Source organism: Arthrobacter sp. (assembly GCF_031988865.1).
Lineage (GTDB): Bacteria > Actinomycetota > Actinomycetes > Actinomycetales > Micrococcaceae > Arthrobacter_B.
In genome coordinates this window covers 1-10,925 of the sequence record NZ_DALZXY010000101.1, presented here as the reverse complement: position 1 = coordinate 10,925, position 10,925 = coordinate 1, and the positions used below count along the sequence as shown (strand labels likewise).

The following is a 10,925-nucleotide window of genomic DNA, read 5'->3' as shown; positions in this document are numbered from 1 at the left end:
AGTGCGCAGCTCTGGCGACCTCCCCGCCGAACAACCCGCCATATCTGCGCACGTAACCAGCCCAAGCTCGCCATATCTGCACACCGAGCCCGTCGGGACAGCGCAATCCCGCACGAATGCATGGACCAGGCGTGCAGGCGTCAAGGCGTGCAGGCGTCTAGGCGCTCCGGCCCCCAGCCCCTCAGGACCTCAGCCGCCCGGGGGACAGCCGTCGAGGACGGCGCCGCCCACGACAGTCCCTCAGCCCCGACTCAGCCCCGACCGCGCCCCGCGCCCCTCCGCCCGGCAAGCCCCCTCAGGACCAGTGCACCGGCACGGACAGCCGGCGCTGTTCCGGATACGCCAGGCCCGGCACATCGAGGCCGCGTCCCTGCAGGCCGCGCTGCTCGAGCAGCCACAGCAGCAGCTCCACACCCTGCCGGCCGACCTGGATGCCGTCGACATCCACGGACGGAATCCCGGTGGACCCCAGGGCGCGGGCAATCCGGGCATCGCCGCTGACCACCAGGTCCCGCGGCACCTCAATGCCGCGCAGCCGCAGGCCGTACATCAGGCCGAGCGCGATCGGCGAGGCATACACCAGGACGGCGGTGGCCCCGGAAGCGAGCACCTCATCGACCAGCCGGATCCCGCTTTCCGCGAGCGGCGGCAATGGTCCCAGAATGGTCAGGTCAGCCTTGCCCTGCAGCGCCTGGGCGACGGCGCGGGTGCGCATATTGTCCGGCCAGGAACCGTCCGGTCCGCCCACGTACGCAATGCGGGTGTGCCCGCGCGCCGCGAACTCCGCGGCGAGCTGCCCGAAGGCTTCCGCAGTGTCCGCCACAACCGAAGGCATCCCGGCAACTTCACGTTCGATCAGCACCGTGGGCGCCAGCGACGCGGCCTGCAGCACCACGTCCGGGCTGGCCTGGGAGGCGTTGAGGATCAGTCCGTCCACCTGCCCGGCGAGCCGTTCGATGCCGTGCTGGTCCGCGGCGGACGCCAGCCCGCTCACGGCAATCGTCAGGTGGTTGCCGGATTCCTCCGCAGCGGCCTGCGCGCCCTCGATAATCGGGGCGAAGAAGGTGTTCTGCAGGCTGGGGACCACCAGCGCCAGCAGTCCGGTGCGGCCACGGGCCAGGGCACGGGCAATGCGGCTGGGCTGGAAGCCGAGGGAGTCGGAGGCGGCACGGACCCGCTCGATGGTTTCCCGGGCGACCAGCTCGGGCCGGCCCAGGGCGCGGGAGGCTGTCGCCTTGGACACACCTGCCAGCGCCGCGACGTCGTCCAGCGTTGCCATCCCCACCCCCATATTCCCTAGCGCGTAACTCTACCGCCGGTCGGGCGAGGCTCTCTGAAGCCGGGTTAACAAATTCGAAACACGACACTACTAGGGTAATCTGCAATCGGTTCCACAACCGGTTTCATCAGCTTGATACGTCCGTCTTGATCGATCCGATCAGCCATATTGATTCGGGGATAACGCCCTATGCTGCGCAGACCGAAGCTCCTGCTTGCGCCGGGAGCCATTGTGCTGGTGCTGGGATTCGCCATCCCCGCGCTGCTCATGATCTTCAGCCCACCCGGCACCAGCCCGGCCGACGTCTTCGGCCGGCTCGGGCAGATGCTCACCGATCCCTATGACCTCGCGATCATCGGCCGGACCCTAATCTATGGCCTGACCGTCACCGCCCTGTGCATTGTCCTGGGCTTCCCCATCGCGTTCCTGCTGGCCCGCTCCACCTCCCGCTTCGCCGGCGTCTGGCTGGCCCTGGCGATCTTCCCGCTGCTGCTGAGCAACGTGGTGCGCACCTTCGGCTGGCTGGTCATCCTGGGCAGCAACGGCGCCGTCGGGCAGCTGATCGTGGCACTGGGACTCAGCGACCGTGGACCGCAGCTGCTCTACACGCCGCTGGCCGTGATCCTGGGCATGCTCCAGCTCTTCCTGCCGCTGGCGATCATCACCATTTACTCCGCCATCGCGCAGGTGGACCGGAACCTCGACGACGCCGCCCGCGGCCTGGGTGCCACCCGCACCCGCACGCTGTGGAGCATCGTGGTCCCGCTGTCCCTGCCCGGCGTCGTCGTCGCCGCCACTCTCGTGTTCGCCGGCGCGGCCACCGCCTACACCACCCCATACCTGCTCGGCGGAACCGGCCAGCGGGTGCTTTCCACCCAGCTGTTCACCTACTCCTCCGTGACCGTTGACTGGCAGGCCGCCTCGGCCACCGCGCTGATCATGACGGTGCTGGTGTTCCTGGTCTCCGGCCTGTCCTCGGTCCTTGGCTCACGAAAGGGCAGGGTCGAGTGAACACCCAGCGATTGAAAACCCGTCGAATGAAATCCCGCGGCATGAAATCCCGGCCAGTCTTGCTCACCCTTTCCGTGATCGGGTACGTCGTGATGATCGTGCCGATCCTGTTCGTGGTGATGACGTCCTTCACCGCCGGGCGCACGCTGGCGTTCCCGCCCACCGGCTTCTCGCTGCAGTGGTTTGAGAAGGCGCTCTCCTACGATCCGTTCATGGAGTCGTTGACGTCCTCGCTCCTGCTGGCCGTGGTGTCCACCGCGATCGCCCTGCTGCTCGGAGTTCCGGCGGCGCTGGCCATTGCCCGCAGCAAGCTGGCCGGCAAGGGCTTCATCCAGACGTTCTTCGCCTCCCCGCTGATCGTGCCGGAGCTGGTGGTCGGCCTGGCCCTGTACCAGCAGCTGGTCATCACGCTGCGCGCGGATTCCTTCTGGGTGCTGCTGCTGGGCCACGTGGTCATCCTGATGCCGTACACCGTCCGCGTCACCGGCTCCACGCTGGTGCTCAGCGACCTCAGCGTCGAAGACGCCGCCCGCGGCCTGGGCGCGACGCCGCTGCACACCTTCCGCACCGTGACCCTGCCGCTGATGCGGCCGGGCCTGATTTCCGCGGCGCTGCTGAGCTTCATCACCTCGTTCAACAACGTGCCGCTGTCCCTGCTGCTGCAAAGCCGGGACTTCAGCACCTTCCCGATCACCATGCTCGACTACGTCCAGCAGTCCTACGACCCCATGATCGCCGCCATGTCCACGCTGATCATGGCCGGCACCGTCGTCATCGCCATCATCGCCGAGCGGACCGTGGGCTTCGCCAAAATCTTCGGAGGTATCAACTCGTGAGCACGCCCGCAGCAGAATTCGTGAACGTGAGCCAGAACTACGGCAGTTCGCTGGCCGTGGATTCCATCAACCTGCAGATCGAGGAAGGGAAGCTCACCACCCTGCTCGGTCCCAGCGGCTGCGGCAAGACCACCAGCCTGCGGATGCTGGCCGGTTACCTGCAGCCCACCGCCGGGCAGATCATCATCGGCGGCACGGACGCCACCACGCTGCCGCCGGAAAAGCGGAACCTGGGCATGGTCTTCCAGTCCTACGCCCTGTTCCCGCACCTGAGCATCGCGGACAACGTGGGCTACGGCCTGAAGCTGCGCAAGGTGCCCGCCCCGGAGCGCAAGGCCCGGATCGCCGAGTGCCTGGACATGGTGGGCCTGGGCCACCTGGCCGAGCGCAAGCCCAAGGCCCTCTCCGGCGGCCAGCAGCAGCGCGTGGCCCTGGCCCGCGCGATCGCCATCCGGCCGCGGCTGCTGCTGCTCGATGAGCCGCTCTCCAACCTCGACGCCCGACTGCGGGTGCAGATGCGCGCCGAGATCCGCCGCATCCAGTCCGAAACCGGGCTGACCGTGGTGCTGGTGACGCATGACCAGGACGAAGCCCTGGAAATGTCCGACTCCATGGTCCTGATGCGTGCCGGCAAGATCGAACAGACCGGCTCCCCGTCCGAGGTCTTCACCCGCCCCGCCAGCCGGTTCGTGGCCGACTTCCTGGGCTACGAGAACTTCCTGGAGCTGCCCGGCCGCGGCCTGGTCACCGTCCGGCCCGAGCACCTGCGCCTGGTCACTCCGGGACAGCCGGCCGCCGACGGCGGTGTGGTGCTGGACGCCGTCGTCACCTCGGTGGCCTACCGCGGCACGGACGAGATTGTCACCGCCGCTGCCGGCGGCACCGAGTTGAAGGTGGCGGTGCACCGCAATTCGCAGAGCGCGTCGCTTCCGGCGCTGCGCCCGGGTGATCCGGTCACTATTTCGGCGGCTGGCGGGGACATCGTGTCGCTGCCCGACGACGTCGTCCCCTCCCCGGTCGCAGCCTCACCTGCCGCTTCCGCGGCCTAAAGCCGGGCGGGGGCTCGCCGGTTTCCCCCCAAACCGGCGGGTTCCCGCCCTCCCCCAGATGTTCCAGTTTTTCCGCTTGCCCTGAACCTACGCGGCGCGCCCGTGCCGGGTACCACCGAAAGGAACCGAAACACCATGTCCCTCCCCCGCAACCGCGCAGCCAAACTCGCTGCCGCCGCTTCCGTGGCCGTCTCCGCCGCGCTCGTCCTGTCCGGCTGCGGCGCGTCCAGCGACGCTTCCGGGGAGTCCAAGACCCTGGTCCTGAGCGCTTTCCCGTTCGGTGTGGACGAGTTCGAGGAAGCCGTGGTGAAGCCGTTCGAGGAAAAGACCGGGATCAGCGTGGAGATCGAAACCGGTTCCAACGCGGACCGGCTCTCCTCCCTGGACCTCGCGGGCGGGGACTCCGGCGTCGACGTGATGCTGATGTCCGATTTCTACGCCGCGATGGGCGAGGAAAAGGGCCTGTTCCAGGCCGTTGACGCGGAGAAGATCCCGAACCTGGAGAACATCGCGGACTTCGCCATCTCCGATGACTTCTCCGGCCCGTCCTACAGCTACCAGCTCAACGGCGTGATGTACCGTACCGAGGACGTCACGGCCAAGGAAGCAGCCAGCTGGGACCTCTACGGCGACAGCAAGTACGCCGGCCGGCTGGGCTTCCCGGACATCTCCACCACCGGCGGACAGCTCTCCGTGACCGCCGCGGCTGCCACCTACGGCTCCGACCCGTATGACATCGATGCGGCCCTGGAGAAGATCGGCGGCTGGGCTCCGAACATCCTGAAGTTCGTCTCCTCCTCCACCGAAATCACCAACCTGCTGGTGCAGGGCGAGATCGTCGCCTCCCCCACCCTCAACGGCTTCGCCACCGACCTGATCGAATCCGGTGAGCCGATCGCCTGGACCGCCACCGACACCGGCCGCTACATGGCCACCAACCGGGTGCTGATCCCGTCCGGCGCCGAGAACGTCGACGCCGCCCACGAGTTCATCGACTACCTGCTCTCCGCCGAAGCCCAGACCGCTTCCGCCGAACTGGTGGGCGATCTGCCGGTGAACCCGGACGCGACCGTGCCGGACTCCCTGACCGCCGTCGTCGGCGATATTGCCAAGGATCCGATCGCGGCCGGCTTCTCCACCCTGGACTTCCCCACCATCGTGGCGAACTACGATTCCTGGGTTGACCGCTTTGCCCGTGAGGCCTCCTCCAAGTAATTCCCCACGGCGGGCCGCACGGCGGCCCGCCGTTCCGGGCCGTCCCTCCCCAGGGCCGGCAGCTTTTCTGGACCACGTACCGCACTGAAAGTCAGGACGCATGCCCCTCACCACCTCCACCCCGCCGGAGTCAGCACTGTCAGAATCAGCCCTGTCGGAGCTGACGGCCCTGCAGCAGTTCGCCGCCCGGCTGCCGAAGACGGACCTGCACTGCCACCTCATCGGCACGGTCCGGGCCACCACCTTCGCCGAGCTGGCCGCCAAGGCCGGCCTGGAGCTGCCGGAGGACCCGGAGACGATCTTCGCGAACATCTCCTCAGTGATGCGGGACTTCACCCCGTACCAGAATGCCCGGATCCCGATTGTGGAGGACTACTCCCTGGACCCCGACGGCGACCGCTACTCGCTGTTTCAGGCCTCCGACTGGGTGATGCAGTCCCTGACCGAGGCCGCGGACCTCACGCGCATCACCTACGAAGCTTTCGAGGCCGCCCACCGGACCAGCAACACCCGGCACCTGGAGCTGTTCATCGACGATGTTCCGCCGAACCTCACGGAGCTGGGTTACGCCGGCTGCGTAGAGGCCTACGCGGAGGGTATCCGGATGGCTGAGCGGGAGTTCGGCATGACCGGGCGGCTGATCGTCGGCATCGACCGCAGCCAGGACGGTGCGTACGCGGTGGGCCGGGTTCAGCAGATCCTGGATGCTCCGCACGAGTACGTGGTGGGCGTTGGGCTGGATAACCTGGAGACCGCCGGCCCGCCGGAGCGGTTCGCCGAGGCCTACCAGCTGGCCGGCAAGCACGGACTGAAGCGCACCGCGCACTCCTCCGAGCACGCTCCGGTGGCCATCAACACGATCACCTGCCTCGATCTGCTCGGCTGCGACCGGATCGACCACGGCTACTTCGTGATGGAGGATGACGCCGTGATCGCCCGGGTGCGCGAGGACCAGACCCCGTTCACCGGCATCTTCACCACCTCCCGGCGCTCTTGGCGTCCGTGGCGGCGTGCCTCGATCAAGGCCATGGTCGACGCCGGCCTGAACGTCATCCTCGCCTCGGATGATCCGGGGATGTTCCCCACCAACCTCGCCAACGAATACCAGATCGCCGTCGATGACCTCGGTCTGGACCGTGCCTGGCTGCGCAAGTCGGCGCTGGCCGGCGCTGACGCCTGCTGGCTGCCGGAGGCGGAGAAGGCTGCGCTGAAGGCGTCGATGGTGGACGAGATTGACGCGCTGGAGCGGGAGCTGTTTGGTTCCTGACCTTGGCTGGCTGAGCTGATTTGCGAGATAAGGGGCCTCCCTGGTGCGAACTGCACCCCGGAGGCCCCTTCTGGTTTCAACCCTAGTGGTACCATATCCAGTACTAGGAGGTTGGCATGGCCGCAATTACAACCAGTGAAGCCCGGCGTGACCTTTTCGGTCTCATCGAACGGGTCAATTTGGACCACACCGAGGTCGAAATTACGTCCAAGCGTGGCTCCGCTGTTCTGATGTCCAAGGACGAGTACGATGCGCTGGTCGAGACCAGCTATCTGCTGCGCTCCCCCAAGAACGCCGAACGGCTGCTCACGTCCCTGAAGTCCGCACGAGAGGGTAACGTCACCGAACACGGGCTCGTCGAGCCTTGAGCGTACGCACATTGGCCTGGACTGCTGAAGGGTGGGAAGACTACCTGCACTGGCAGAGCCAGGACCGGAAGACGCTCAAGCGCATCAACACCCTCATTGAGGACATTCTGCGCGATGACCCGTTCGACGGCATCGGAAAACCGGAGCCCCTCAAACATGCTTTGGCCGGTGTCTGGTCCCGTCGTATCGACGAGGCTAACCGGCTTGTCTATGTCGCTGACGACAACTACGTAACGGTCCTACAGGCTCGGTACCACTACTAGCGCCGTCCCGGCCAGACGCAGACCCGTAGCCGCCGCCCCTGCCCGCCCGCTGCCGCCAGGTCCGGAACCCGGCGCAAGCCGTGCCGTAGGCAGCGGCGGACGGGCCCATGGCTAGGCCGGTATTCCGGGGGCCTGCGCTCCGGAGGCCTACGCTCCGGGAGCGAGCCGGCCCGTCAGGGCCGCCAGCGCCGCTGCCAGCCCGGTGTCCAGCGTGGGCTCAAGTTCGGGAGCGAACTCCGGTGAGTGGTTTCCGGCAACGAGCTCGCCGGCGTCGACCCGCTCCCGGCGAGTGGAGCCGAACATCCAATACACCGACGGCACCCCGATCGCGTCGGCCAGCAGGCCGAAGTCCTCGCTGCCCATCACCGGCGGGACTTCCTTCACGTTGGCCTCGCCCAGCGCCGCGCGCAGTCCGGGAAGCAGTCCGGCGGTGGTCTCCGGATCGTTGTAGCAGCGCGGGAAGCTGGAGATCTCCTCGATCAGTGGCTCCGGGGCGCCGGAGGCCGCGGCTTCGGCGGCGATAATCCGGCGCAGCGCGCCCAGTACGTGGTCCCGCACCTCGGGCTCAAAGGTGCGCACGTTGACCGTGAACTCGGCGCTGCCGGGGATGATGTTTTCCTTCAGGCCGCCGTGGAAGGTGCCCACGGTGATGACCGCGGAGTCGCGGGCCGGCACCTCGCGGGAGAGGATGGTCTGGATCCGCACCACCATGTGGGCGCCGAGGACAATCGGATCGATCGACTTCTCCGGCTGCGAGCCGTGCGCCTGCCGGCCCAGCACGGTGATCCGCCAGGAGTCGGCCATGGCCATGGCGGTGCCGCTGCTGATTTCCAGTTCCCCGGCCACCCCGGGCCAGACGTGCTGCCCGTAAATAACTTCGGGGCGGGGCGCCTTGTCCCAGAGCCCGTCGTCGACCATGGCCCGGGCACCGGCCGCGGTTTCCTCACCGGGCTGGAAGATAAAGACCACGGTTCCGGCCCAGCGGTCGGTGCCGCGGGCCAGCAGCTCGGCGGTGGCCAGGGCCACGGCCATGTGGGTGTCGTGCCCGCAGCCGTGCATCACCGGCACGGCGGTGCCGTCTTCCAGCGTGCCGGTGGCGGTGCTGGCGTACTCAAGACCGGTGTTCTCGCCGATCGGCAGGCCGTCCGTGTCCGCGCGGAATCCCACCACCGGCCCGTCGCCGTTGCGCAGGACGCCGACGACGCCGGTCCCGCCGCAGGGAAAGGCCTCCATCCCCAGCTCCTGGAGCCGGCCCAGCAGGTAGGCCGCGGTCTGGTGTTCCTGCATGGAGAGTTCGGGATGAGTGTGCAGGTAGCGGTAGGTGTCGTGCAGCTTCTGCTGGTCTTCGGGGGTGTAGCCCAGGTCGGTGAGGAAAGCGGCGGCGCTGCCGGTGGTGGTGCCTTCAGTGGTGACAGTCATTGGTGAACCTTTCGTCGTGCGGAAAACAGGTAGAGCGGAAAAGCAGGTAGAGCGGGAAAATCAGGCAAATCCGAGCGGGCCGCTAGTTGACCAGCTCGGGTGCCTGACCGGCGTCGTTCCGGCTGCGGGCAAACCAGGCGAGGGCCGCCGTCGCCACCACGGTAATCCCGGTGGCGAGCTTGGCGATCGCCGGGAACATCGGCACCAGGACAAAAACGACCAGCATGGCCACGCCGACGGCGATGATCGTGACCCGCGGTTGCTTGGCCGAGACCACCAGCTGGACCAGGACGGCACCGATGATGGACGGGAAGATGTAGAGCCGGGCCACGTCCATCACCTCGACCGGGATGAGGGTCAGCAGCCAGGTGCCCAGCAGGCCCACGAACACCAGCATGGAAAAAACGTGAACCATGGCGGCGCCGCAGATGGCCATCAGGGCGGAGAAGTCGGCCTTTTTGGTGCCGGGCTTCGCGCCGATGGTCGCCTGCGCCACCATGGCGGATGGCAGCAGCTTGTTGGCGATGTTGCCGATCATAAAGGCCTGGTACATGGCGGCCGGCCCCAGCACCGGGTAGTAGGTGATCGGCTCCACGAACCAGAGCACAAAGAACGCGGCGCCCACAGCCAGGGCCGCGGTCCACACCATGGTGCCGGTGACGCCGAGGTCGGCGAAGAACACCAGGTAGAACGGTCCGGCCAGGGAGAGCAGCAGGGCAGCGAGCATGGTGAGCTGGCCCCACCGGGAGGTGGTCCGGTCGAATTCTTGAAGGGAGGCTTGGGCGCCGGCGGTGGTTGCAGTTGTTGACATCGGGGTCTCCTGGGTTCGGGCTTAGGCAGCGGTGCCGGAAGTGTGGGCGAGGTAGGCGATGACCAGGCCCAGGACAATGGAAATGCCCAGTCCCCATTCGCGCAGCCAGGGCGCCTGCAGCTTTTTGGCCAGGAGCAGGCACATACCCATTACAGCGGCGGAGACCACCACGGTCAGCACGTGCACCCCGCTCTTGGGCAGCTCCGCAGCACCGAGGCTGGCGAACGCGCCCAGCAGGGCGGCGGTGGGAATGATGGCCATCAGGGCCGGGTTCACGTCCCTGAGTTTGCTGTCTCCGCGCTTAAGCAGCGGGGTAAAGACCAGGCAGCAGACCATCCACATGGCACCGGAGAGGCTCATGGCAGTGAACGCGACGGCGTACACCGTCTGCGTGTAGCCCTCCCCTCCCAGGACGGCGTCCATGGTGCCCGCGGCGATGGACGCGGACGCGGTTTCTGTGGCCGCCGAGCCCACCAGCCCGATCCGCGTCAGCACAGCGGGAGTACCGAAGAGGGACAGCAGCGCGATGCTGACCAGGACCACGGCCAGCGACGGCCCGATCGCGGCCACGGCCCCGGCGCGGAAGGAGGTCTTCAGCTCCGCTGGGGAAATCTCCGCAGCCGGCCCGGCCTTGGTGGCGGCCCGCACGTAGATCACGCTCTGGATGATGACGACGGCGAACACGGCCAGCGCGAAGACCCACAAGATGGGGATGTTCGCCACTTGGAGGATGTCGGTGGAGCTGCCGTCACGGGGCGGGGAAAGCATCATGGATGGTTCCTTCGGACTGGGTGGGGGCGGGCAGAGTGTGGGCGGGCAGAGTGCGGGCGGGCGGGGAAGGAATGCGAATCGAGCCGCAGCAGGGTGTCGGCCAGGACTTGGACCCCGGTGGTGATGTGTTCGGTGGTGGTGAATTCCTCCGGGCAGTGGCTTTTGCCGTTGGCGGAGGGAATGAAGATCATGCCCATCGGGGCCAGCGAGGCCATGTGCACGGCGTCGTGCGTGGCACCGCTGGGAATCGGCAGCCAGGGAACGCCGGCAGCATCGGCCGCCTCCGCGGCCAGGTCCTGCACTCCGGTGGCGGCCCGGACCACCGTGTTGTCCGTGGACCAGCCCAGCTCCACCTCGACGTCGTGCTCCACGGCCTTGGCGGCGATCTCCTCGGCCAGCCGGCGGCTGCCATGCAGCCAGGTCTCGTCCACGCTGCGGACCTCGCCGTACAGGCGGACCAGGGCGGGGACCACGTTCGGTGACGCTGAGGCGTTCTCCAGCCGTGTGACCGTGGCGACGCCGTGCTCCGGGGCGCCGCAGCCCTCGGCCCGGATAGCCAGGACGGCTTCGGCGGCGGCCACCATGGCATCGCGGCGGTCGTCCATCGGGCGGGTGCCGGCGTGGTCCGGGGTGCCG

12 protein-coding genes are annotated in these 10,925 nt (G+C 67.7%); 7 read left to right on the top strand and 5 right to left on the bottom strand.

Annotated features, from left to right (window positions below; all coding sequences use genetic code 11):
- Positions 1 to 295 precede the first annotated feature (295 nt).
- The gene (locus RTN46_RS14780) at positions 296 to 1,279 is read right to left on the bottom strand and encodes a LacI family DNA-binding transcriptional regulator (protein ID WP_312182501.1); all 984 of its coding nucleotides are present in this window, start codon (positions 1,277 to 1,279) and stop codon (positions 296 to 298) included.
- A 189-nt stretch (positions 1,280 to 1,468) separates the two neighbouring features.
- Here RTN46_RS14780 and RTN46_RS14775 point away from each other — a divergent pair, with 189 nt between their 5' ends.
- The 7 genes from RTN46_RS14775 (at position 1,469) to RTN46_RS14745 (ending at position 7,288) form a co-directional block, all read left to right on the top strand.
- Entirely contained in the window at positions 1,469 to 2,290 is an 822-nt protein-coding gene (locus tag RTN46_RS14775) for an ABC transporter permease (RefSeq protein WP_312182499.1), read from the top strand.
- Between the two features lie 41 nt (positions 2,291 to 2,331).
- Positions 2,332 to 3,126, top strand: a complete 795-nt coding sequence (locus RTN46_RS14770) for an ABC transporter permease (RefSeq protein WP_312182497.1) — start codon at positions 2,332 to 2,334, stop codon at positions 3,124 to 3,126.
- Positions 3,123 to 4,175, top strand: coding sequence for an ABC transporter ATP-binding protein (locus RTN46_RS14765; protein ID WP_312182495.1), 1,053 nt, complete (start codon positions 3,123 to 3,125; stop codon positions 4,173 to 4,175). Before RTN46_RS14770 ends, RTN46_RS14765 begins: the two co-directional genes overlap by 4 nt.
- Before the next feature lie 135 nt (positions 4,176 to 4,310).
- Positions 4,311 to 5,390: an extracellular solute-binding protein gene (locus RTN46_RS14760; RefSeq protein WP_312182494.1), complete on the top strand. Its 1,080-nt coding sequence runs from the start codon at positions 4,311 to 4,313 to the stop codon at positions 5,388 to 5,390.
- Positions 5,391 to 5,490: 100 nt separating this feature from the next.
- The gene (locus RTN46_RS14755; protein ID WP_312182493.1) at positions 5,491 to 6,657 is read left to right on the top strand and encodes a hypothetical protein; all 1,167 of its coding nucleotides are present in this window, start codon (positions 5,491 to 5,493) and stop codon (positions 6,655 to 6,657) included.
- Between the two features lie 116 nt (positions 6,658 to 6,773).
- Positions 6,774 to 7,025, top strand: a complete 252-nt coding sequence (locus RTN46_RS14750; RefSeq protein WP_312182491.1) for a type II toxin-antitoxin system prevent-host-death family antitoxin — start codon at positions 6,774 to 6,776, stop codon at positions 7,023 to 7,025.
- A complete protein-coding gene (locus RTN46_RS14745) occupies positions 7,022 to 7,288 on the top strand; it encodes a Txe/YoeB family addiction module toxin (protein ID WP_312182489.1) in 267 nt (88 codons plus the stop codon). The genes RTN46_RS14750 and RTN46_RS14745 overlap by 4 nt, the downstream gene beginning before the upstream one ends.
- Before the next feature lie 147 nt (positions 7,289 to 7,435).
- Here RTN46_RS14745 and RTN46_RS14740 read toward each other — a convergent pair whose 3' ends face one another.
- The 4 genes from RTN46_RS14740 to RTN46_RS14725 form a co-directional block, all read right to left on the bottom strand.
- Positions 7,436 to 8,707, bottom strand: a complete 1,272-nt coding sequence (locus tag RTN46_RS14740) for an amidohydrolase (RefSeq protein WP_312182487.1) — start codon at positions 8,705 to 8,707, stop codon at positions 7,436 to 7,438.
- 82 nt (positions 8,708 to 8,789) lie between these two features.
- Positions 8,790 to 9,518, bottom strand: coding sequence for a hypothetical protein (locus RTN46_RS14735; RefSeq protein WP_312182485.1), 729 nt, complete (start codon positions 9,516 to 9,518; stop codon positions 8,790 to 8,792).
- Between the two features lie 21 nt (positions 9,519 to 9,539).
- Positions 9,540 to 10,289 (bottom strand): DUF5058 family protein, encoded by a 750-nt coding sequence (locus tag RTN46_RS14730; protein ID WP_312182483.1) that lies wholly within the window; start codon positions 10,287 to 10,289, stop codon positions 9,540 to 9,542.
- Positions 10,286 to 10,925, bottom strand: a 640-nt coding sequence (locus RTN46_RS14725; RefSeq protein WP_312182481.1) for a M20/M25/M40 family metallo-hydrolase, incomplete at its 5' end; no start/stop codon positions are given. The genes RTN46_RS14725 and RTN46_RS14730, both read right to left, overlap by 4 nt.

What these genes read in the sequence shown, in the direction of transcription:
- RTN46_RS14780 (WP_312182501.1), bottom strand. Translation starts at nt 1,279, where the DNA reads ATGGCAACGCTGGACGACGTCGCGGCGCTGGCAGGTGTGTCCAAGGCG.
- RTN46_RS14775 (WP_312182499.1), top strand. Translation starts at nt 1,469, where the DNA reads ATGCTGCGCAGACCGAAGCTCCTGCTTGCGCCGGGAGCCATTGTGCTG.
- RTN46_RS14770 (WP_312182497.1), top strand. Translation starts at nt 2,332, where the DNA reads ATGAAATCCCGGCCAGTCTTGCTCACCCTTTCCGTGATCGGGTACGTC.
- RTN46_RS14760 (WP_312182494.1), top strand. Translation starts at nt 4,311, where the DNA reads ATGTCCCTCCCCCGCAACCGCGCAGCCAAACTCGCTGCCGCCGCTTCC.
- RTN46_RS14755 (WP_312182493.1), top strand. Translation starts at nt 5,491, where the DNA reads ATGCCCCTCACCACCTCCACCCCGCCGGAGTCAGCACTGTCAGAATCA.
- RTN46_RS14750 (WP_312182491.1), top strand. Translation starts at nt 6,774, where the DNA reads ATGGCCGCAATTACAACCAGTGAAGCCCGGCGTGACCTTTTCGGTCTC.
- RTN46_RS14740 (WP_312182487.1), bottom strand. Translation starts at nt 8,707, where the DNA reads ATGACTGTCACCACTGAAGGCACCACCACCGGCAGCGCCGCCGCTTTC.
- RTN46_RS14735 (WP_312182485.1), bottom strand. Translation starts at nt 9,518, where the DNA reads ATGTCAACAACTGCAACCACCGCCGGCGCCCAAGCCTCCCTTCAAGAA.
- RTN46_RS14730 (WP_312182483.1), bottom strand. Translation starts at nt 10,289, where the DNA reads ATGATGCTTTCCCCGCCCCGTGACGGCAGCTCCACCGACATCCTCCAA.